This is a genomic window from Zarconia sp. (assembly GCF_057467645.1).
In genome coordinates this window covers 12,207-34,681 of sequence record NZ_JBRJXU010000107.1, presented here as the reverse complement: position 1 = coordinate 34,681, position 22,475 = coordinate 12,207, and the positions used below count along the sequence as shown (strand labels likewise).

Below are 22,475 nucleotides of genomic sequence, written 5' to 3'. Positions count from 1 at the left end.
AAAAAAATTTTAATTTATCGGATAAGTAATTCTTAAACGACTAATCCTTCGTCCAGACCTTCAGACATTATCGTTAGGTTAAAACGAATACCCCTTCGGTGCAACTTCAAGTCTGTAACCCTTTATTTTTCGTGCCGATTGACTGAAAAGCTTTAATTCAGAGTGGCTCGAACCTCGTAAATTCAAGACCTCAGAAAAAGTTGCACAAGCCGTTAATAGACTTTTTCCTCTACAAGCAATAGCTTTTTATCTTTCGTGTCGAACTCTCTATCTTCAGGAGAAGGTGAATTGGCAAAAATTCTGTCACCCCAATAATTATTGTTGGCAGTGTTTAGTTTTGCTTATCAATTCGATCGCTTTAAGGTCACTGAACGGAAGACCGATAACAATTGTGTTTGTCGGGCCGCACTTTGACCGTCGAGTTTTAAGGACGAACGCTCTCCCCATCGAAACCGAGCCTTGATTTTAATCTTGACAGAGTACCAGAAACGCTCAAAACAACAACTCCAGAGTTTGAATCGCACTTTAGACTCGATCGATACTTGATACTTATGATGTATTTCTTAAAATTATATAAAATAAGTTAACAAACTTTAGTATAATGATTAAATTAATCTAAATAAGCATTTATCTCTACTTGTTATGATAGCAGACGACTTCCCTTGGCTAAGTGCGATCGTCCTGTTTCCGCTGATAGCCGCCTTCTTGATTCCCTTCTTACCCGATACAAATGGGAAGCAAGTGCGGTGGTACGCCCTCGGAATCGGAGTTGCAGACTTTGCCCTGATGTGCTATGCGTTTTGGATGCACTACGATCCGGCCGATCGGGCAGTGCAAATGGTTGAAAAGTACACCTGGATTCCCCAACTCGGTCTAAGTTGGGCCGTTTCCGTTGACGGACTTTCGATGCCATTAGTATTGCTGGCTGGATTTGTCACCACCCTATCGATTTTTGCCTCCTGGCAGGTGGATATCAAACCGCGCCTGTTCTACTTTTTGATGCTGTTGCTCTATGCAGCTCAAATCGGCGTATTTGTCGCCCAAGACCTCCTCTTGTTATTTATCATGTGGGAACTCGAACTGGTTCCCGTCTATCTTCTCGTCTCGATTTGGGGAGGCAAAAAGCGCCAGTACGCCGCAACTAAATTTTTAATCTATACCGCAGCCGCTTCCATCTTCATTCTCATCGCGGCTTTGGGCATGGCATTTGTTGGCAACAACTTCACCTTCGATATGGTGGAATTGGGAACCAAACATTATCCCCTCGCCTTAGAATTGCTACTCTACGCTGGGTTACTCGTTGCCTTCGGTGTCAAACTCGCGATTTTCCCCCTCCACACCTGGCTACCCGATGCCCACGGCGAAGCCTCCTCACCCGTCTCCATGATTTTAGCTGGGGTGCTGCTGAAAATGGGAGGGTACGGACTCATGCGACTCAACTTAGAGCTTCTCCCCAACGCTCACGTCTACTTCGCTCCGTTCTTAGCCATTTTGGGAGTTGTCAATATCGTCTACGGCGCGTTTAACTCCTTTGCCCAGACAAATATGAAGCGCCGTCTTGCCTACTCTTCGGTCTCTCATATGGGATTCGTGTTGTTGGGGATTGCCTCCTTTAGCGACTTGGGCATCAACGGTGCGTTGTTGCAAATGCTATCCCACGGTTTGATTGCCTCGGTCTTGTTCTTCCTGGCTGGCGTCACCTACGATCGCACCCATACGATGTCTATGGATGAGATGGGGGGTATTGCGACAGCGATGCCGAAAGTATTCGCTCTCTTTACCGCTGGGGCGATGGCATCTCTGGCCCTGCCGGGTATGAGCGGCTTTGCTAGCGAACTTGCCGTATTTGTCGGTCTTGCAACCAGCGATATTTATAGCGCCTCCTTCCGCGCCCTGACCATTTTCCTCTCAGCCGTGGGGTTGATTCTCACCCCCATCTATCTACTATCGATGTTGCGTCAGGTCTTTTTCGACCCCGGTATCTCTCTCAACTGCGACATTAGCCCCAGTTGCGACTTAGGGGATGTGGCTTTGAAAAGTGAGGGAATTCAGGAAGCCGTTTGCTTCGGAACCAGCTGCGTTTTGCCCGCGGATGCCAAGTTTATGGATGCGAAACCCCGCGAGATCTTTATTGCCGCTTGCTTCTTGCTGCCGATTATTGGGATTGGATTCTATCCGAAAATCGCAACGGAAGTCTACGATGTGAAGACCGTCGCGGTGAATTCTCAAGTGCGTCAGTCCTATGTCGCGATCGCCCAGAAGAATCCTCGATTGTATGCCAAGAGATTACCCGCACCACAAATCGCCGACTCCGATTTGGTTGATGTGAGCGGTGTTCTTCGGTAAGACTGCGAAATCTTCTGTATTCCTTCACAATCCTCTGCTTTCGGGCGGAGGATTTTTTGTGGACTCCGTCGGAATTGCTCGCGAGTCGATGGAGAATTCTACGATCGCATTCAGCCGCCTTCACAACCATCCGATCTGTGGAAATGTCCGCACCCAGTCCGCGCGCAAAAAGAATACAGCCATAGCGCTCGACCGTAGGGGATTATCGAGCCAGGGCAACTGGAGGCTGGTGCCACTCTCCTTGTTTCTCGCATAAATTGGCAAAAGGGCAGTTGGGACAATCTGTAATTCGATCTTCGCAACCCAGGCGAGATTTCCAATAGGTTGAGAGGCGCGCAAACGGACGATTACCCGTGAGGAATCGATTCTGCTTTTTGACAACTTTAACGATCGCTTGCCGTCTAGGATCGTGGAGAGAATCGGCAATCGAGTCAGCAGAATCTGCGGTGGTGAGGGATAATTCTTGAGTCAACATGATTAGAGCAGTTCGACACGCGCCAGAAAGAAAAAGAACCGAATAATTCTATCTTCATTGTTTTTGAGCGATAACTCAGCGATCGCTCAAACTTTTCTACGTGATTTCACGGATATTTTTGGACGATTTCGATCGTAGCGCTTCTGTTTGAATTATGCTATCGCGATCGATCGGGGATTACCGACATTACAAATAAAAAGGGGGAAGTTCGCAAACTCCCCCCGTTGGAACTCTTCATGATTTGAGAATTCCTTATCGCACTGCCAACGTACGCCGTTTCGTAACCATGCGATAGGCTGAAATCGTATCTCCTTCGACCCAATCATTAAAGCTTTGAAGACCGATGCCGCACTCATAGCCCGAGTTGACTTCCTTGACATCGTCTTTCACCCGTTTGAGAGAGTCGAGAATACTTTCATGAATCACTTGACTCCCGCGCAGAACTCGCACTTTGCAGTTGCGAACCAGCTGACCCGACTGAACGTAGCAGCCAGCAACCGTGCCGCGACCGATGGAAAATACAGCTCGAACTTCCGCCTGACCCAGAGGTTCTTCAACCAACTCGGGATCGAGCAGACCTTCCATGGCCCCTTGGATATCGTCGAGCAGTCGGTAAATCACGCTGTACTCGCGTACGTCCACTCCTTCATTTTCTGCGGCTTGTCGCGCTCCGCTGGCAAAGGTGGTGTTAAAACCAATAATCACGGCAGCACTGGCGGCGGCTAAATCCACATCGGTTTCGGTGACTTCTCCCGGAGCGGCCATCAGGACTCGCAACTGAACTTCATCTTGAGGCAACTGCTGCAAGGAACCGACGATCGCCTCGAGAGACCCTTGAACGTCGGCTTTGAGAATCAGGTTGAGTTCTTTGAGTTCGCCCTGTCGTTTGGCTTCCGAGAGGCTGTTGAGACTGACAGTCCGTCCGGGCTTGGTAATCAGGCGAGCTTGACGTTGTTTATCCGCTTCTCGGTCGGCGAGCGTCCGCGCTTCTTTCTCGTTCAAGTACACGTCGAACACGTCCCCAGCGGCCGGGACTTCGTTCATGCCGAGGACTTCTACGGCAAAGGAGGGTGTGGCTTCCTCGACCCGTTCGCCGCGATCGTCCATCATCGCTTTCACTTTTCCGAACACGGAACCGGCCACGAGGACATCGCCGACGCGCAGGGTTCCATTTTGCACCAATAGGGTCGCCACCGAGCCTCGGGCTTTATCCAAATGGGCTTCGATGACCGTTCCTTTGGCGGGTCGATCGGGATTAGCCGAGAGTTCTTCCACATCAGCCACGAGCAAGATCATCTCGAGCAGGTTATCGAGGTTCTCACCCTGAATGGCACTCACGGGAACCATGATGGTCTCACCGCCCCATTCTTCGGGAACCAGACCGTGTTCCATCAATTCCTGCTTGATGCGATCGGGTTGAGCTTCCTCTTTATCGATTTTGTTAATCGCCACCACAATCGGCACTTCTGCCGCTTTAGCGTGGTCGATCGCTTCGATGGTCTGAGGCTGAACCCCGTCATCGGCAGCCACCACGAGAATGGCAATATCCGTGACCCGCGCCCCCCGCGCCCGCATCTTGGTAAAGGCTTGGTGACCGGGAGTATCCAGGAAGACGATCTGCTGGGTGCTGCCATCTTCTCGGGGAACGTCGACGTGATAGGCACCGGTGTGCTGGGTAATCCCCCCAGCTTCTCCCTGAGCGACCTTCGTTTGACGAATGGTATCGAGCAAGGTGGTTTTCCCGTGATCGACGTGTCCCATAATCGTCACCACCGGGGGACGATCTTGGAGGTTCTCCAAATCTTTCTCGTCGATCATGTCCGTGCCTTTTCGGGCTTCCGATTTGGCTTTGGGGGTTTCGACGAGCACGCCCAACTCTTCGGCCACCAAGGTCGCCGTAGCCACATCCAGAGTTTGGGTGACGTTGACGGCGATCCCTTTCATAAAGAGGCGTTTGACAATTTCCGTATCGGCGACCGCTAGAGCGTTTGCTAGCTCTTGAACGGTCATATTGTCGGCAATTTCCAACAACTCCGGACGTTCGACTTTCGGTTCGCTGTTGCGTCGATTGTTGCGATTGCCCCGAGAGGAATTATTATCCCGAGAGGGGGGTTTCTTGGCTTTGACGCCACTGGTCACTGCCGCTGCAGGTTTAGAGGTTACCGCTTTGGGCGGACGGGCAATGGAGAGGCTGACCTGGGCTGAGGATACCGAGTTTGCCAACAGTTCCGTATCGAGATCGTCATCATCGTCGTCAATAGGCTTGAGCCTCCGCCCGCGCTTGTTCTTGTTGGCGTTCTTGTTGAGTAACTCTTGAACGTCGTCCTCCTCTTCTTTGCGCTTTTTCTCCACTCGCTTGGCCGGGCGGGTGGGTTTCGCTTTCAGAATGGGATCTTCGATCTCTGGAGTATTTAATTTTTCGTCGGCGGTTGTATCCTCACTTGCCGCCTCCGTCGTATTAACCCGGACAATTTGCTGCGGTCGCTGCAATTTAGGCAGTTTTGCCGCCGGTGATGCGGTTTCGGTTGCCGGTTTGGGTTTGGTGGGTAGCTTCGGTCTGGGCTTATCGAGTTTGGCTGCGCTTTGTACGGGGGCAACCTCTTTTTCTTGAGGACGATCGCTCCCATCGGAGCTGGGGCGAACGGTCTTTTGGGGTCTAGGAACCGGACGACTTGGAGCGGGTTGCTCCTGTGTTTTTTGTCCTCGATCGACTGGTCGCGTTGCCTTCGGTCGCGTCGGCGGCTTGAGCAATGCCACCTCGTCGTCATCGGCTTCTTTAGCTTGTGGGACGGGCTTGGGGGCAACAGGGGGGGGAGAGCTAGGCGGTGCCGCGTCGACTGTCGGCACGCTCGCCGTTTCTCTCTGGCTGTCAGCAATTGGAGAGGAATTAGGTGTCTCTCGGACGGGAGGCTCGAGGGAGGGTGGAGTGGGTCGAGCCACGGGAGGTTTGGGCGAAGGCGCAGTGGGCGCGGAATTTGCCGAACGAGGAGAATGAGATTTGACTTCCAAAATTTGCGGTTTTTCTGGAGCTTTCGGGCGTTTGTTCGGGATTTTTTTTGGCTTCACGCTGGTTGAAGAGGGAATACGAGCGGCCGCCGACCGAATGCGATCGGCTTCATCTGCTGTAATTGTACTACTATGACTTTTCGCTGCGATGCTGAGTTTCTCGCAGATTGTTAAGACATCTTTGTTTTTTAGCTCGAGTTCGTTTGATAAATCGTAAATTCTGACTTTGCCGTTGCTCATCCACTCTGACCTCTTTGGGGAAAAATAGGACTCGGGAACTGGGTGTTGGACACTGGGGTTGAAATGAAAGCGATTTAAGTTTGGGGTCGAGCGGAAGCTGACGTTAGGCCAACGCTCGATCGCTCCAGACCGAACACCTTTTCTTCACGGATGCCCTAGACTTGATTCCCCATCTTCTTTCGGCGCTAGACGCTGCCATAAGGTTTGGTACAGTTGAGGGGGGATAGTGACTTTCAGGGCATTCCCCAGTCGATTTTTTTTCTGAGCGATTTTCAGGCACTCTGCCCGGGCACAGATGTATGCCGAACGCCCCATCCCTTTGTCTAATTGTAGCTGATGGGATGGATGGAGCCGGACAACGCGCCAGAAAGTCTCGCGATCGTCAACTTTGCGACAACTTACGCATCGTCGGTAGTTAGGTTTCATCCTCCTGGGGCAATGGGGTGACGGTGGGTTCAAACTCATCTTCGGGCACGTCCGCATCGGTTTCTTCGCCGATCGAATCGACGAATTCCGGCTCGGTGTCGGGGGATGGATCGTCTTCAATGTCTGACTCGATTTCTGGGGGTAGGCTCTCAGAAATCGGTTCTTCCGATTGAAGTTCCTCGATGGGGGGTTCCTCGGTGGGAGGTTCGTACTTGGCGCTATCTTTAATATCGATTTTCCAACCCGTTAAACGAGCGGCCAGACGAACGTTTTGTCCCTCTTTGCCGATCGCCAAACTCAGTTGGTTCTCCGGCACCAGGACGTGGGCTTGACGGGCTTCGGGATCGACGAGGCACACCCGATCGACCCGTGCGGGACTCAAAGCGTTGGAGATATAAGTCGACGGATCGGGAGACCAGCGAATCACGTCGATTTTTTCCCCGCGCAGTTCGTTCACCACCACCTGAATCCGCGATCCCCGCGCCCCGATACACGCACCGACGGGATCGACTTCTCGCTCTAGGGTATCGACAGCAATTTTGGTTCTCGGACCCACGTAGCGCGAAGGGGGATTGGCTTCTCGGGCGACAGCAACGATCCGCACCACCTCATCTTGTATTTCTGGGACTTCGTTGTCAAATAAATACACGACGAGTCCGGCATCGGCACGGGAGACCAAAAGTTGCGGCCCCCGCTGCGGTCCGGCACACACCTTTTTCAAGTACACCTTGAAGGTGGCGTTGGCGCGGTAGTTATCGTTAGGCAGTTGTTCTCGCTTGGGGAGTTCGGCTTCCACTTCCGGTTGACCGAATCCACTGCTGACGGCCATCACCACCGATTGGCGCTCGAACCGCAGCACGCGAGCTTGGAGGACCGTACCTTCAAGGTCTTGGAACTCTTCTTGGATCAGCTTGCGCTGCTGGTCTCGCAGCTTTTGGGCGAGGACTTGTTTGGTTTGGATGGCGGCCATGCGCCCGAAATCGACTTTATCGGGGGTGACATCTAGCACCACAGTATCGCCGAGTTGGGCTTCGGCGGCGACTTCTTGCACTTCCCGTAAGGAAATTTCGTGGTCTGGAGTGGAGATCTCTTCCACGATCGATTTGGTGGCCAGGACGCGAAATCCTTCTTCTTCCACGTCGAGTTCTACCTCGAAGTTATCGAAATAGTGTTCGTCAAATTGAGTGCTATCCATGCGCTGAGTGCGACGAAAGCGCTCGTATCCTTTGAGGAGTGCTTCTCGTAATGCGGCTTGAACGGATTGTTTGGGTAAGTTTCTCTCTTGGCTGATACTGTCGATTAACGACCCCAAACCGGGGAGTTTCACCATGGACATAGGACTAGTTCTTGAGGATGAATTTTGGCGTTGAGTGTCGCCATTACGGATGGCGGTTTCAAAGGGGCGATCGCATGGGTGGCTAGTTTTCTGGGTCTTCTGGCTCGGACTACGGATCGCTCAGCTGAACTTCTGCAACCAGAGCGCGAGGAATGGCGATCGGACGACCTTTACGATTGATATACACGGCATTGTCGTCGCGCTTGACGAGTTGACCCTCCCATTGTTGCTGACCGTCAATGGGTTCCTCGGTTTTGACGGTTACGGTAAATCCTTTAAAGGCTCTAAATTCTCGATCGGCACTCAGCTGCCGCGAGATTCCCGGACTCGATACCTCTAACACGTAGGCATCGGGAATTAGCTCGGCAGCATCTAACGTGGCTTCTAGCGATCGACTCATCTTTTCGCAATCTTCCAAGCTCGTACCGGCTTGTGCATTGCGAACGTCAACCCGCAGGACGGGAGGAGAGTAGTGGGTTTGGAAGACAGCACCGACTAATTCCAAGCCCAACTCCCGGGCAACAGGTGTGGCCAAGTCAATGATTTTGGGGATTAGAGGATGAGTCATATCGGCAATAAAAAAAGGGGGGGATAACCCACTCCCACACAACTAGGCGACAGATATTATTGAGAAGGAAATTTACCCAACTCGACTGCTTTTTGCAAGCGATCGGTAATTTTTCCAATCTTTTTTATCTATGCCCGCAGGTTGACCTCGCTCTACTTCCACGGGCGATTTCCATGGGAGGAGGCAAGGCACTAAATAAACAGTTTAGCACACGGCATAGAATCCTCCCATCGTTTCACCGGTTCGGTGGCGAAATCGACCCGATCGCCATCAGCGGAAATTTTCCGGATTCAATTTAGGATTAATGGAATCGGACGGCATGGAAATCCCCCCTTCGAGCATTTCTCCCGTACCGCCATCGGTCGCATCGAGAAATGGCTGGAGGTTAATCCGACTCGATGGATTGCGCCGGACGCCGTCGACATCGGACCAATCGAAGCCCAACGCCTCCTCGCCCAAGATTTCTTCGAGTAAATCTAGTTCCTCCCCACTCGCCGTCAAGGCACTGACCGCCGCAGTAGACTGACCGCTATCGGCGGTAACGATATTTTCGAACACGAGATCGCGGGTCTGTTGAGGGTCTTGACCTGGTGGAACCGTCAGAACGATGCGGCAACTGCTGTCGGCTTGGGTGGTGACGCAGATGATGTCGTATTCGTTTTCAATACTCGTCCCCAATTCCACCAAACCATCGGGACGGTAGAATTCCAAGCGACGGGCGATTTCGTTGCAGCGACGTTCTCGAGTCCATCCCCCACCCAACGCCGTCGGTTTGGCCCAGGCATAGGATTGACCGGGTTGACTTTGGGGGTGGTACATGACCGTATACTCTCCGTCGACGAAGGCGCAGGAAAAGCGCGCCTCCTCTGGGGTGTCTGTCTCTGGTCTGGAAGTTTCTTCAGGGCGGTCTGGAACTTGAGCGTACTGAGAGGTTCCTTCCCCATCTGGAGATATTTTGGCGTTAGCCGGCAGGATTCCGAAGAAAAATGCCGCCATTAAAAACGAGGCAAGACCGACGCTTCGAGACCCCCCAATTGATTTTTGGGGGAAGGTCGAACTCGATCTTTGATGGGGTTTGAAAGAGGGTGCTGACATGGTGATAACGTACTCCCTACTAGGCAATCAGAGCTGCGAGACGGACTGACCGACAGATCGAAGTGTTGGGTCGAGATCGTGAGTTGGGCAAGCCTTGCCGGATGACCACCCGCTCGAGCGCTTTTCCGAATTGGATGGGAAGCACTCCGGGTGTCCGTTCGGTTGTTTCCTTACTTTTGGGACAGATACGCTCAGCTCCAAGAGACGGTTGCGAATTTCAAAAAGTTCCCCTCAAAACGAGCAAAATTGACTCGATCGTTCAAATTTGTCAGTCAAAGCTCGACACTTTGATATATTTTATTAAGATTCTTATCTGAAATGGTTAAGAAAGCCCGCGCTTCCCCCGGCCAATTTCCCCCAAAATGGCACGAGTAAGTTGCATTGACCGAAATCAACCCTTTCATAAAGATTCACAAAAATTTACAATTTATTGACGAAGGTCAAGATAAAAACAAAGGAGCTGAGACTGTGATATCTGAGGCGCGCAAGCCACTGACTGTTCCCAAAGAATTTCTAGGTCCCCCCGGAGATTTCAATCCCACCCTGCTATTGTTTGTTGGGGCGATCGCCGTACTGACATTTTCCACAATCGGCTATTGGTGCTGGGGTTGGTGGCATTGGAGCTGTTTCATCATGAACGTGCTGGCGTTGCACATGGCCGGAACCGTGATTCACGATGCCTGTCACAACGTCGCCCATCGCAACAAAGTCGTCAACGCTCTGATGGGACATGGCAGCGCCCTGATTCTTGGCTTTGCTTTTCCGGTGTTTACCCGAGTTCACCTGCAGCATCACGCTCACGTTAACGATCCCGAAAACGACCCCGATCATTTTGTCTCGACGGGCGGTCCCCTGTGGCTGATTGCCGCTCGGTTCTTCTATCACGAGATTTTCTTTTTCAAGCGGCAGTTGTGGCGCAAATACGAACTCCTCGAATGGTTTCTCAGCCGCTTGTTCGTCGCCACCCTGATTTATCTGTCGGTGCAACTGGGCTTTTTACATTACATTCTCAACTTCTGGTTTGCCCCCGCGTTAGTCGTGGGATTGGCACTGGGTCTGTTTTTTGACTATCTCCCCCACCGTCCCTTCCAGGAACGCGATCGCTGGAAAAACGCCCGAGTTTACCCCAGCCCGATTCTTAACGTGATGATTTTGGGGCAAAACTACCACCTCATCCATCACCTGTGGCCTTCTATTCCCTGGTATGCCTACCAAAGTGCCTATCGCGCCACCAAACCCTTACTCGATGCCAAAGGCTCTCCTCAATCTCTGGGCATCTTTCAAGGAGGCAAAAACTTCTTTAACTTTGTCTACGATGTTTTCTTAGGCATTCGCTTTCACAAACACGAATCGTCTTAGGAAATTGGGAGCATCGGGAGAATTGGGAGCATCGGGAGAAACCAGAGAACGTTTAGCCTCACTCGCCTCTGACTCCCCCGAAGCGATCGTTGCCCCCACTCCCAAACCTTACTGAGCTTGTCTCATCTCTCCAGTGCGCACGGAGATTTGCTCCGTTCGATCGCCCCGTTGGAGTTTGAACTTCAGCACTTTACCCACGCCGCTACGTTCCACCAATCGCTGTAGCTGTTGGGCGCTAGTGACCGATTCGCCGTCGATTTCAAAAATGACATCGCCGCGACGAATCCCCGCTTCGGCGGCCGGAGTGTTGGTTAAAACCCGTACCACCAGCACGCCATCGATTTCAGGCACTTGGAAAAGAGCATTGGGATCGTTATTGAGTTGGGCGGCTTCCGAGGGGGTAATGCTGCGCATCTCGATGCCCACAAAAGGATGAGCTACGGATTGACCTTTCGCCAGTTGGTCGGCGATCGGCTTAGCAGTATCGATCGGGATAGCAAACCCGATTCCCATGGCATCCGGTCGAATGGCGGTATTAATCCCAATCACCTGTCCGAGATCGTTGAGTAGCGGTCCCCCAGAGTTTCCGGGGTTGATGGCCGCATCAGTTTGAATGAAATCCAAACGCTTATCGGGAACTCCAACCTGAACGCTCGAACGACCCAGGGTACTGACGATGCCCAGGGTGACCGTATTGTCGAGTCCCAACGGGTTCCCCACAGCGATCGCCCAGTCTCCCACCTGAATTTGAGAAGAATCTCCCAAGGGAGCAACGGGCAATCGATCTCCCTCAATCTTCACCACCGCCAAATCCGTGACCGTGTCGGTGCCGCGTACTTCCCCTTCAAAGGTGCGTCCGTCTTTGAGGGTGACCGTTACCCGATCGGCACGATCGACAACGTGGGCGTTGGTGACGATCGTTCCGCTATCGTCGATAATAAAACCCGAGCCTTGACCGCGCTGAAGCTGTTCGCGGGGAAACTCCGGCTCGAAGTCCTCCCCGAAAAAGCGCCGAAAAAAGGGATCGTCGAGGAACGGATCGAGATCGCGGGTGACGGTGCGTTCGGTATCGATGCGCACCACCGCCATCCCCACCCGATTGACGGCTGCGGTGACGAAACTGCGACTAGAGGTGGGGGAGATTTCCCCCGGTAATGCTTGGGCAATTTGTGGCCGCGCTTCAACAGCCGCCGCTGGATTCGACCAAATTTGTAGGCTGCCAAAAGTAACAAAGGCTCCTAAAATCAGAGCGATCGCGTGCGTGGCAACTTGGCGATCGAAACGAGTAAATCTGAAAAAACCCATAACGGTCAAAAACAAAAGAAACAAAAAGATCGGAGAAACTCCCCAGCAAGCCCGATCGAGATCGATTTTTACCGGCGACCTGCCTTTTCCAAGATCGGAAAGACACCTGAAAGAATCAGACGTTTCACTCTGTGGTCATTGCTGGAACGAGGATCGCGATGTCGGGCTTTTTCGCGCTGCGAACTTGACAAACATAGCAGCTCGAGCTACAAGGAGATACTTATCCATTTTGACAGTTTTTCGGGTCTTAGCCAGGTGTGGAAGACGTACCCAAAGGAATCGAAATTTCCCCACTCTTGAAGGTGTCGAGAAGGTTTCGAGCAAAGAACGGTCGATTATGAGATAATCTTAAAGAAAGTTTACGCCCCCGAAAAATTAACGAACTTTCGTTCTTTCTCCTCGGTTGTACCGATCGCTCCCGTGTTGACTCACTCCCATCGCTCTGTGGAATCCTCTCAATCCCCTTCCGTTCGATCTTTCCAATTTGACTCCGTCGAATCTGCGATCTCTGAAATCAAAGCCGGACGCACGATCGTGGTTGTCGATGATGAAAATCGGGAAAATGAGGGCGATCTAATTTGTGCGGCCCAGTTCGTCACCCCCGATAGCATTAACTTCATGGCCGTGGAAGCCAGAGGTCTAATTTGTCTGGCGATGGATGCCGAACGTTTAGACGCGCTCGATCTGCCGTTGATGGTCACCAACAATACCGCCCCCGACCAAACCGCATTTACTGTCAGTATCGATGCTGCGCCTCATCTGGGGGTGACCACGGGAATCTCCGCCGACGATCGCGCCCGCACCATCCAAGTGGCGATCGCTCCGGACACCCAACCCGCAGACCTGACTCGTCCCGGTCATATCTTTCCCCTGCGCGCCCATGGGGGCGGGGTTCTCAAACGGGCCGGTCATACCGAAGCGGCTGTGGATTTAGCGAAACTCGCCGGACTGCAACCGGCTGGGGTAATTTGCGAAATTCAGAACCCCGATGGTTCGATGGCGCGGTTGCCGGAGTTAATCGAGTACGCCCATAAGCACCAGCTGAAAATTATTAGCATTGCCGATTTGATTAGCTATCGCCTGCAAAACGAGCGATTTATCAAACGGGAAACCATCGCCAAACTGCCCTCCCAGTACGGAGAATTCGAGATTTACGCCTACCGGAACCTGCTCGATAATAAGGAACACGTGGCGATCGTCAAAGGCGATCCGGCCGAATTTGCCGATCGCTCGGTGATGGTGCGGGTACACTCGGAATGTCTGACGGGGGATGCCCTCGGTTCCCTACGCTGCGACTGCCAGATGCAGCTTCAGGCGGCGTTGAAGATGATCCAACAGCGGGGTATGGGGATTGTCGTTTACCTGCGTCAGGAAGGGCGCGGGATCGGTTTGATTAACAAGCTCAAGGCTTATTCCCTCCAGGATATGGGACTCGATACCGTCGAAGCCAACGAACGTCTGGGTTTCCCGGCCGACTTGCGCAACTACGGCGTGGGGGCGCAAATGCTCAACGATTTGGGCGTGAAAAAGATTTGTTTGATTACCAACAACCCGCGTAAAATTGCGGGATTGCGAGGATACGGGATTGAAGTGGTCGATCGGGTTCCGTTGCTCATTGAAGCCAACGATTACAACTCCACCTATCTGGCGACGAAGGCGCAGAAACTCGGACACATGCTGCTGCAAACCTATCTGGTTACCTTAGCCGTCCACTGGAAAGACGAACCCCCCGTCACGGAACGCTACGGGCGCTTGGAAAAACTGCGACGTTTAGCCAAAGATCGGCATTTGTTGGTTCAGGAAGAAACCCGTCCGGTGCGGGTAGCTCTGTTTGGCGAACCGTCTCTGACCATTCACCTGGGCTTCGATCAGCCGGATTTAGCCGAACCGGGTTGGTTTGAAGAGACCCAGCATCCCTACGTGAAGGCGATCGCTCAAATTCTCGACGATTTGGCAAGTTGGGATTGCCTAGAAAAATTCGAGTTTTTGGTCTCGAAAGGTAAGGATCCCCTGACGAGCTTGAAAGTCCAACTCGATCGACTTCCTCTAGAAGCAGGTCAGTTGCCCTCATCGATCTGCGAAAGTCTCGAAACCCAGAAGATTTACTGTTGGATGACTCAACACTGACGGGTAAAGGTCTTAGCAAGTTCGTACGTCAAAAATACGGGTAGGGGTCAAGAGGCTTTGACCCCTACGGTCGGTACATGATTTTTCCGTACATCCCCAATCGGACGCAGGGAGGCATCCACTCGATCGAGAATTTTAGCAATCCGGCGTTCCCAGGAAAATTCCTCAATTAAGTCGGGAGGGTGAATTGAGGCTTCGTTCCAGTTGGGATAGCGATCGAGAACCCCCTGCAAGCAGGCAGAAAAGGCGACGGGGTCGTCGGGTTCGCACCACCCCGCAATGAGGGGAGACGACTCGAACTCTTTCAGGGGAGGAATTTTGCTGGCAACGATCGGTTTGCCGGCAGCCATATAATCGAATAACTTGAGGGGGGATGTAAAGTTCGCCGCTTCTCCAGATAGATGAGGATTGACTAAGGCATCGGCCGCTTGCAACAGTTCGGCAAGCTGAGACTGAGGCAAACATCCCACCAGGGTGACGTTGTCGATTTGCTGCTGTTCGATTGTCTGTCGGTAGGCTTGAATTTGAGAGTCCGGACCGCCAGCAAGGGCAAATTGAACGTGGGGCAGATCTTTGGCGGCTTCGATGAGTAAGTCAATGCCTTTAAATTTGTACAAGCTGCCGGCGTAAACCACCAGGTGAGTGCGATCGCCCGAGATTAACGTTTGCCGCCATTCCCGCGCTTGTTGGGAATGTCTTGCCAAGAAAAGCTGACTGAATCCATTGTGGAGTTTTATCGCTTTTTTCGGCGGCATCCCATTTTCAATCAGGTTTTCTAACACGGAATCGGCAACGGTAACGGCGGCTTGGAAGAGGGGATGATTGACAATTTCCGGTTCAAATTTTTTCCGTTCGATGTGGTGGTATTCGTAAATGGCTGGAATGCCATTTTGCACCGCCGCTTTGATGAAGTTCCAATCTCGGCTTTGAACGATTTGCATCCGATGGCGCAAATGAACCGGGAGATAGTATTTACAAACAAGAGTACTGGAACTGGTGTATTTACTCGGAATGGTATCGACGGGCCAGGGCATCGATAGGGGTAAGACTTCGAGACGATCTTGAATGTTATAAAAACTGGCTAAGATGCGATCGGGTTTGACGGGTTGAAAGGGGGCGATCCAATCGAGGGGTCGGGCTGTATCCCATCCTTTTTTTAAATAGAGGAGAAGGACTCGAAATCCTAAATTCGCAGCAGCATTGGCCGATTGAACCACTTGACCGATGTGGGCTTCGGATTTGGGCAGGGTATCTCGAAGGAAAAAGGTATAGTATTTCTGCATTTTTAAGATCTTGCAGTCGGCGCTGGGACGATCGATTTTGTAATTTCGGGAATGGAAAATCAGGTTGAGAAAATGTCAGAATTCAGTCGCTTAAAGAGATCCCCCTCCCGTCCACGGCAGTTCCTCCACTTGGGGGGACCCCAAGACCGGACTGCCTCCCCTTCTTAAGGGGAAAGTCATCGGAAGTTTACGCTGTTTATTTGTGCGGGAGGTCAGAGGATGCTGGTGCTGATTTATTTGTGCGGGAAGCCATCGGAAGCTTACGCTGTTGGTTGGTTCCCCAAGCCAGCGGTACATAAGTCAAACCGATTGCCCATCCCAACTGCCTATAATTTTTCTCGATTTTCTTTCGTTTTTCTTTCTCTCTCTTTTGCCGTATCTTCAAGATACTGTAATGTTTTGAGCAGGCGAACGGCTGACTCGTAAGCCTCAGCGAGAATTTCTTTTCGTTCTTCATAGGAATCAAGCAAATCGTCCGCGAGTAAATTTAAAAAGCCAATGGTGGGGTTGAGGCGAGTTCTGACTTCATAGGAGGTATCCATCAGGGTTTCCAAACGCGCCTTTTCGATGGCATCTTGACTTTCGGTGGAAAACTGCACCTGATATAAATTGGCATAATAACCACCCTGGGCGAGTAACTCGTTGTGAGTTCCCAATTCAACCACTTTGCCCTTATCCATGACGGCAATACAATCGGCATTTTGAATCGTCGAGAGGCGATGGGCGATCACTAAGGTGGTTCGATCGCGGCTTAACATTTCGATCGCCTGCTGTACCAGTTTTTCAGACACCGTATCTAAGGCGCTGGTGGCTTCATCTAAGATTAAAATATCCGGGTTGTAGAGGAGGGCGCGGGCAATAGCCAGTCGCTGCCGCTGACCCCCCGACAGCAACACGCCGCGATCGCCCACTTGAGTCTCGAACCCATCGGGAAGTTGGACGATAAATTCGTAGGCATTCGCCTGTTTGACCGCATAAATAATGTCTTCTTCCGTGGCCTCCTCGCGAGAATAGGCAATATTTTCTTTCAAGGATGTGTTGAATAAATAGGTATCTTGAGAGACGATTCCCATCGACCGGCGCAGGGATTTGAGATCGAACTCCCGTAAATCCCGTCCGTCGATGGTGATGCGACCGGCTGTGGGGTCGTAGAAGCGCGGTAGCAAGTCGGCCACAGTGGATTTTCCCGCACCGGATGCCCCCACCAGCGCAATGGTCGTTCCTTTGGGAATCCACAGATCGATCTCTTTAAGCACGAATTCCTCGTGGCCGGGATAGCGAAAGGATACCCCTTCAAAGCGAATTCCCTCCTGCATGGGGGAATAGGGACTCGAACCATCGAGCATGAAGGGTTTGTTGTCTCGTTGCAAAAACTCCGCCAAAATTTCAACGCTGGGGGAGGTATTGGAAAATTTAGAGCGATCGGTATTTAACTTACCGATATAGGGAAGAAGGCGAAATAAAATAATTGTATAGGTGAGCAGAACGGAAGATAAGGACTCAATTTGAGTCGATAAAAACTTACCCCCCAAAACCACAATGCCTAGAAAGGTTAAAAGTCCGGTAATTTCATTTACCGGTGCGATAATTGCATAGTTTGCCAGGGATTTAAATTCGGCGACTTCTCGCTTTTTAAGAATATCTTTAATTTGTTGGGATTCGGTTTGTTCGTTGCCCGTGGCTTTAATTAGACGAATTCCGTTTAAAATTTCCTGGAGTGCTACGGATGCTTTGCTGGAGTTTTTCGACAACGACTGCCCGTAATTTCTCGCCCGAATCACAAAATATTGGTTGACCAAGCCAACAAAACCCAGCACAAAAACCGATACGATCGTCAGCTGCCAAGAAATAAAAACTAAGAAAATAACCAGTACGGAAATAGTTAATATGTTAGAAACTAGACTCACTCCAGCTCGAATTGCCGCGCTGGTTCTAGCTACTTCTGCATTAATTCGATTTAAAATATCACCGGTTCGGTTCTTGGCAAAAAAATCCAGATCGACTTGAAAAATTAAATCGATCGCCTCTTTCCGGAGTGACAGCACCAATGCCTGTGATAGTGCCCCCGAACAAACGTTATTGGCGTACATCGATGCATTTTTTAAAATAATGGCAGCCAGAACCACCGCCGTCATTAAAAAAAGTTGATATTCTGGAGAGAAGCGATCGAGTTGAGATAAAAGTTTCTGGAAGATGGGGGGTCCTCCGGGCAATTCTAAGGATTGTCCCAAAAAGCTCAATAAAAGGGGGACGATTAAAGCCGTTCCGATACCATTAAATATAGCGCCTGACAACCCGAAAATAATCGTCAGAATAACGAGTGATGGATGTTTGAGAGCAAACTTAAGAATGAGACTTGTTGATGACATTGATTAATCAATCGTGCGTGGGATGACATTCTATTTCCGAACGTGAACAATAAGCTATTTTTAACTGATAAAATTCGACCGATATCGTTTTTCAAAGACCTGTTGTAACCATAATTCTAAGGATATAGTTAAACTCAAGCGATCGGCTAAATTTCGACCGTTTAGATGTTCCTTCCAGTCTTGTTTAACTTGTTCTCGATCGAGATACTCTGGATACAGAGCTGCCCGATTATTGAGTATTTTATCGAACACTGCGCGCGTGGGCTCTTGTCTCATCCAATGGGCTGGATTGGCAAACTCTTTATTGGGATTTACTTTTTTACTTCGATGGGATAACTGTATCGGAACGCCCGCTTTGTTGAACGCTACATCGACTTTCCCGATCGCCTTTTGGGAAATTTTACCCAGTGTTCGAGTCAGATTGGAAGCACCAATTGGTTCGCCAGTGGTTTGCCAGGGAATCGATCGATAAAATTGAGGAAATCGATCGAGTAGCATCTTTTGGTACAAATTAGAATCGCGCACGATTGCGTCGGGCAGAGCGTATAAAAATTCCTGAAGTCGATTATCAATAAATGGCGTTCTCGACTCTAAACCGTTTGTTAAACTGATGCGAATATCTTTAAAAGTAAACGAGCGCATTCGATTATCAATCGAGAGGATATGAGCCGAAAAACCAATTTTCTCGAAATAATCGGCAAACCGAGCCAGAACCGATTCGCGGTGAACGCTCGAGCGGGAAAATCGCTCGAGTCCCAATCGTCGTTGCACGAAATAGTCTAACCGATCTGCCTCAAAAAAATGCCCCCCATTCACCCCATCTCCCCAGGCACCGTGGAGGTTAATCTCAAACAAATTGCGATCGGTAATTGCTCTCAAAGCCGACAGAAACTGCATGTGGATGAGACTGCACGAGCAATCACTTTCCCAAACCGTTTGTATCCTCGATTGCAACCAGTTTTCTTCGTCGATTTCGATCGGGTAAAAGTTCGCTTTTTTAACACGCGCTGCTCGTTCGGCGATTCGTAAATCGTCGCAGTTTTTTTGTCCGTAAGTAACGGCTTCAATTCTCCCATCGCCTCTCGAATTGCCATTCGGCATTGCCGCTAAAATCGCGCGGGAGTCCAAACCGCCGCTGAGGGTAATCCCCACTCGTTCTCCCTGGCGGCAGCGTTTCTCTACGGCATCGATGAAAATTCGTCCCAGTTCTTCGATAATTTCGGCTTCATCGAAGCTTCCCGTCATCGGGGCAATTTCATCCCACCACCAATACCGTTGCTTGAAGAAAGACTGTTCTTGTAAATCCCAGGTCAACACTGTCGCTGCTGGTAGCAGTTCCACCCCTTCAAACCAGGTGCGATCGCCGATAATATACCGCAGTCCTAAAAAATCCTCCACCGCCGCCCGATCGATTTTCGGCTGGTATCCCGGCAGCGCCAAAAGTGCTTTGAGTTCCGATGTCCAAACCAAAGAATTGCGATACACCGTCCAATATAAACGTCGCATTCCGTGGCGATCGGAAATTAAATGAAGCTTTTGTTGGTGGGTATCGTATAAAACAGCCGTATACGTACCATCGATCGCTTTTAAAAAATCAAAATTTTGATTTTTTTGATACTGACTAATTAACCAGTCGGCATCGCTTATTTCTGCTCGATCGAGTGGCTGATTTCCTCGATCGTAAAATTCTCCATCCAACCAAGCCACGTAACCATCTCTATGGTGGGGTTGAGGTTCCGGTTGCAGGATATTGAGATGAGTTCGGGTTCCACTGACGGAATCATCGCTAAATAACTCGTCATGCCGATAAAAATCTCGATGGGCGATCGCCTTTTGCATCTGCGCTAAAATACCATCGACGTTTCGATTAGAAAATGCTGCGTTAGAAAATCCAATTAATCCAGGCATGAGATTTATTTTAAATCTATTTATTTAATATATATTTTTGATGTTGAGTAAAAAATTTACGTTGTGCTAGAATATCCAACACTAATAATTTTTTTTACAAATTTTTCAATATTCATATCTATCTTAGCTCAGATACTTTTAGCGACAACTTTGGATGATGCTGTTGACAACTTGAGTATCGGGGCAAGTATTTCAGACATGGAATCAATGCTGTAGCGTTCGATGCATCGTTCTCGAGCTTTTAAACCTTGCTTTCGGGCACGATCTAAATGCTCGAAAATCCACTGAATTTTTTGTGCAATTTGTTCTGGGGAACTCGGTTCGACGAGAAAACCGCTATCCTCGATGATAGCTGGAATATCCCCAACGCGAGTTGCCAGAATGGGTTTCGCCATCGCCATCGCGTCCGTCAGCTTCAGGGGAAACTGCGCCCGCGCGGCCGGTACATCTCGCTGGGGAACGACGACGATATCCGCTGCGGCAACCACCTCGGGCATCTGTTCTACCGGGCAGGTGGGCAACTTAATTATCCAGCGTCCCCAACGCGACATCAGTTGGCGATCGTAGTCATCGTAAGGGCTGCCGCCGACGATCGCCAACCGCAGATCGGAGCAATCGAGTCGATCGAGTGCCACCAACACATCTTCAACCCCTTTATAGGGTCGAGGCGCACCGGGAAACATTAAAATACGATATTCCGAGAGTCCGTATTTCTGTTTGCTGGTTTCGGCATCGTACCGGCTGGGGTCAAAGAGGCTGGTATCTTTGCCATTGGGGACGTAAACGCCACCGAAGCGTTTTTGCAAAAACTCGGTATGAACGGTGATTGCATCAGCCCTGCCGACCAAACTCTCCATCCACTTCAGATAAAAAGGAGCGTCGGGATATCGCAAAGCGCCATTGGGTTTAAAGAGATCTCGGGCGAATTGTTTCAGGCTGGGTTGATATTTCCAATCGTCTCCCCCGTGCCAGCTCAATTCCCAGTCATCAATGTCTAAAATGACAGGGCGCTGAGTGTGCATTTTTTTGAGTAATGCGAGACCGAATGTTGTTGGTTTGGGTCGCAGGGCGTAAAGAATATCCCCTTCAATCTGTGATAAAATTTGGCGAGCACTCGCGAGGAATTGGGGATAGTTTTGACCGATAACCGTTTTAAAGGGTAAATTTTGGGGGATGGAATCCGGCGCTTCGTCGCCAAAAATAAACCCTAAAACTTCGACGTCATATCCCAGATTTTGAATCGCACGAGCGAGTAAAAAAGTACGAACGGCTCCACCCCATCGTCCGGCACCGCTTTTCGATAAGTCGCTGACGAGGATAGATACTTTTGGGGTCGATCGATGCTGTTGAAACTTCATGAAAATCTAGCAAGGACGGTGATGATATTACTCGAATCGCGTTGGAATTTCTGATGGCTTGACGGTTATCTCGATCGACGGTGTTTGTCAAGATAAGAAAAGAAAGGAAGTGACCGATCGCGCGCGCCACGAATGACAGCCGTTCTGACCCCGAATCCCTGGTTCGATGCCCCGAGCGGTGAATGCTCATCTCAACTATAGTTCACCAAAAGTCCCAGATGGGGGAACGAGTGCCACACCCCGTCTCTAAAGCTAGATTGGCTCGGGATTTCAAGATTTCGATCGCTGCATTCAGTCAGGGCGCACAGGGCGCACACCGTCTAAGCCTCACCCGCATGCTGCTGTATTTCGATCGGCTGTATTTCGATCGACCGATCGCTCTCGTAGAAGTACCCAGTCTCATGGGATTTCTCGTATTGCGATCGATTTTTGAATCGTTTGACGTTGGAATTTTTCGGATCGTTGCTATAATCATGAGGTTTTATCTTCGTAAACTCCTGTGAAGCTCAGCGTTATCATTCCTTGCTATAACGAGGTAAAAACGATTCGAGAAGTCGTTCTCTCAGTTAAAAATTCTTCAATTGAAAATATAGAAATTATTGTTGTTGATGACTGTTCTAGTGATGGAACTCGAGAGCTTCTACAGTCGGAGATCGAATCTCAAGTCGATCGCGTAGCATATCATTCTCAAAATCTCGGCAAAGGTGCGGCACTGAATACGGGATTTAGCTTAGTCACAGGAGATATAACAATCGTTCAAGATGCAGATTTAGAGTACGATCCTCAAGAATATTCTTTAATGATTCAACCAATTATCGATGGCAAAGCCGATGTTGTTTTTGGCTCTCGCTTTATGGGTGCAAATCCCCATCGAGTTGTGTACTACTGGCATATGGTCGGCAATAAGTTTTTGACAATGCTATCGAATATGCTCACGAATATTAACTTGACGGATATGGAAACTTGTTACAAAGCATTTAAAAGTGAAATTATTCGATCGATAAAAATAGAAGAATCTAGATTTGGGGTCGAACCAGAGCTGACGGCAAAAGTTGCAAAAATGAATTGCCGGATTTACGAGGTGGGTATTTCTTACTACGGTCGAACCTATCAAGAAGGAAAAAAAATTGGTTGGAGAGATGGATTTAAAGCAATATTTTGTATTTTGAAATATAATCTATTTTCGTAGAATTATTAATGTTTTGATAATTTAAATATATATTCTCATTTATATAAATATAACTAATAATTAAAAAGTGTTAAGCTTACTATTT

The 22,475-nt window shown here is 50.0% G+C and carries 15 protein-coding genes; 4 read left to right on the top strand and 11 right to left on the bottom strand.

Features of this window, described 5'->3' with window-relative positions; translation table 11 throughout:
- Nucleotides 1–642 precede the first annotated feature (642 nt).
- Nucleotides 643–2,346, top strand: coding sequence for an NAD(P)H-quinone oxidoreductase subunit 4 (locus AC2215_RS16230; protein WP_486811034.1), 1,704 nt, complete (start codon nt 643–645; stop codon nt 2,344–2,346).
- 202 nt (nt 2,347–2,548) lie between these two features.
- Here the strand turns inward: AC2215_RS16230 and AC2215_RS16225 are convergent, their stop codons facing one another.
- The 6 genes from AC2215_RS16225 to AC2215_RS16200 form a co-directional block, all read right to left on the bottom strand.
- Nucleotides 2,549–2,821 carry a hypothetical protein gene (locus AC2215_RS16225; protein WP_486811033.1) on the bottom strand — a complete coding sequence of 91 codons (273 nt, stop codon included), beginning with the start codon at nt 2,819–2,821 and terminating at the stop codon, nt 2,549–2,551.
- 252 nt (nt 2,822–3,073) lie between these two features.
- Complete coding sequence (infB, locus tag AC2215_RS16220; protein ID WP_486811032.1) at nt 3,074–6,067, bottom strand: translation initiation factor IF-2; 2,994 nt, start codon at nt 6,065–6,067, stop codon at nt 3,074–3,076.
- 144 nt (nt 6,068–6,211) lie between these two features.
- Nucleotides 6,212–6,493 carry a YlxR family protein gene (locus tag AC2215_RS16215; RefSeq protein ID WP_486811031.1) on the bottom strand — a complete coding sequence of 94 codons (282 nt, stop codon included), beginning with the start codon at nt 6,491–6,493 and terminating at the stop codon, nt 6,212–6,214.
- Complete coding sequence (gene nusA, locus AC2215_RS16210) at nt 6,483–7,829, bottom strand: transcription termination factor NusA (protein WP_486811030.1); 1,347 nt, start codon at nt 7,827–7,829, stop codon at nt 6,483–6,485. Before nusA ends, AC2215_RS16215 begins: the two co-directional genes overlap by 11 nt.
- Nucleotides 7,830–7,938: 109 nt before the next feature.
- Nucleotides 7,939–8,397: a ribosome maturation factor RimP gene (gene rimP / locus AC2215_RS16205; protein WP_486811029.1), complete on the bottom strand. Its 459-nt coding sequence runs from the start codon at nt 8,395–8,397 to the stop codon at nt 7,939–7,941.
- A gap of 270 nt (nt 8,398–8,667) precedes the next feature.
- Nucleotides 8,668–9,492, bottom strand: a complete 825-nt coding sequence (locus tag AC2215_RS16200) for a COP23 domain-containing protein (RefSeq protein WP_486811028.1) — start codon at nt 9,490–9,492, stop codon at nt 8,668–8,670.
- Between the two features lie 471 nt (nt 9,493–9,963).
- Here AC2215_RS16200 and crtR point away from each other — a divergent pair, with 471 nt between their 5' ends.
- Nucleotides 9,964–10,851, top strand: a complete 888-nt coding sequence (gene crtR / locus AC2215_RS16195; protein WP_486811080.1) for a beta-carotene hydroxylase — start codon at nt 9,964–9,966, stop codon at nt 10,849–10,851.
- Between the two features lie 108 nt (nt 10,852–10,959).
- Here the strand turns inward: crtR and AC2215_RS16190 are convergent, their stop codons facing one another.
- Nucleotides 10,960–12,156, bottom strand: a complete 1,197-nt coding sequence (locus AC2215_RS16190) for an HhoA/HhoB/HtrA family serine endopeptidase (RefSeq protein ID WP_486811027.1) — start codon at nt 12,154–12,156, stop codon at nt 10,960–10,962.
- A 444-nt stretch (nt 12,157–12,600) separates the two neighbouring features.
- On the opposite strand from AC2215_RS16190, the gene ribBA reads away from it, so the two are divergent.
- Entirely contained in the window at nt 12,601–14,283 is a 1,683-nt protein-coding gene (ribBA, locus tag AC2215_RS16185) for a bifunctional 3,4-dihydroxy-2-butanone-4-phosphate synthase/GTP cyclohydrolase II (RefSeq protein WP_486811026.1), read from the top strand.
- Between the two features lie 47 nt (nt 14,284–14,330).
- Here the strand turns inward: ribBA and AC2215_RS16180 are convergent, their stop codons facing one another.
- From AC2215_RS16180 to AC2215_RS16165, 4 genes are all read right to left on the bottom strand, one after another.
- Nucleotides 14,331–15,566, bottom strand: coding sequence for a glycosyltransferase family 4 protein (locus AC2215_RS16180; RefSeq protein ID WP_486811025.1), 1,236 nt, complete (start codon nt 15,564–15,566; stop codon nt 14,331–14,333).
- Nucleotides 15,567–15,892: 326 nt separating this feature from the next.
- Nucleotides 15,893–17,935, bottom strand: a complete 2,043-nt coding sequence (locus AC2215_RS16175) for an ABC transporter ATP-binding protein (RefSeq protein WP_486811024.1) — start codon at nt 17,933–17,935, stop codon at nt 15,893–15,895.
- Nucleotides 17,936–17,995: 60 nt separating this feature from the next.
- The gene (locus tag AC2215_RS16170; RefSeq protein WP_486811023.1) at nt 17,996–19,843 is read right to left on the bottom strand and encodes an asparagine synthase-related protein; all 1,848 of its coding nucleotides are present in this window, start codon (nt 19,841–19,843) and stop codon (nt 17,996–17,998) included.
- A gap of 128 nt (nt 19,844–19,971) precedes the next feature.
- The gene (locus AC2215_RS16165; RefSeq protein ID WP_486811022.1) at nt 19,972–21,201 is read right to left on the bottom strand and encodes a glycosyltransferase family 4 protein; all 1,230 of its coding nucleotides are present in this window, start codon (nt 21,199–21,201) and stop codon (nt 19,972–19,974) included.
- A gap of 499 nt (nt 21,202–21,700) precedes the next feature.
- Here AC2215_RS16165 and AC2215_RS16160 point away from each other — a divergent pair, with 499 nt between their 5' ends.
- Nucleotides 21,701–22,390: a glycosyltransferase family 2 protein gene (locus AC2215_RS16160; protein ID WP_486811021.1), complete on the top strand. Its 690-nt coding sequence runs from the start codon at nt 21,701–21,703 to the stop codon at nt 22,388–22,390.
- The last annotated feature ends 85 nt before the right edge of the window (nt 22,391–22,475 follow it).

What these genes read in the sequence shown, in the direction of transcription:
- AC2215_RS16190 (WP_486811027.1), bottom strand. Translation starts at nt 12,156, where the DNA reads ATGGGTTTTTTCAGATTTACTCGTTTCGATCGCCAAGTTGCCACGCAC.
- nusA (WP_486811030.1), bottom strand. Translation starts at nt 7,829, where the DNA reads ATGTCCATGGTGAAACTCCCCGGTTTGGGGTCGTTAATCGACAGTATC.
- rimP (WP_486811029.1), bottom strand. Translation starts at nt 8,397, where the DNA reads ATGACTCATCCTCTAATCCCCAAAATCATTGACTTGGCCACACCTGTT.
- AC2215_RS16200 (WP_486811028.1), bottom strand. Translation starts at nt 9,492, where the DNA reads ATGTCAGCACCCTCTTTCAAACCCCATCAAAGATCGAGTTCGACCTTC.
- AC2215_RS16230 (WP_486811034.1), top strand. Translation starts at nt 643, where the DNA reads ATGATAGCAGACGACTTCCCTTGGCTAAGTGCGATCGTCCTGTTTCCG.
- infB (WP_486811032.1), bottom strand. Translation starts at nt 6,067, where the DNA reads ATGAGCAACGGCAAAGTCAGAATTTACGATTTATCAAACGAACTCGAG.
- AC2215_RS16170 (WP_486811023.1), bottom strand. Translation starts at nt 19,843, where the DNA reads ATGCCTGGATTAATTGGATTTTCTAACGCAGCATTTTCTAATCGAAAC.
- AC2215_RS16180 (WP_486811025.1), bottom strand. Translation starts at nt 15,566, where the DNA reads ATGCAGAAATACTATACCTTTTTCCTTCGAGATACCCTGCCCAAATCC.
- AC2215_RS16165 (WP_486811022.1), bottom strand. Translation starts at nt 21,201, where the DNA reads ATGAAGTTTCAACAGCATCGATCGACCCCAAAAGTATCTATCCTCGTC.
- AC2215_RS16225 (WP_486811033.1), bottom strand. Translation starts at nt 2,821, where the DNA reads ATGTTGACTCAAGAATTATCCCTCACCACCGCAGATTCTGCTGACTCG.
- AC2215_RS16215 (WP_486811031.1), bottom strand. Translation starts at nt 6,493, where the DNA reads ATGAAACCTAACTACCGACGATGCGTAAGTTGTCGCAAAGTTGACGAT.
- AC2215_RS16175 (WP_486811024.1), bottom strand. Translation starts at nt 17,935, where the DNA reads ATGTCATCAACAAGTCTCATTCTTAAGTTTGCTCTCAAACATCCATCA.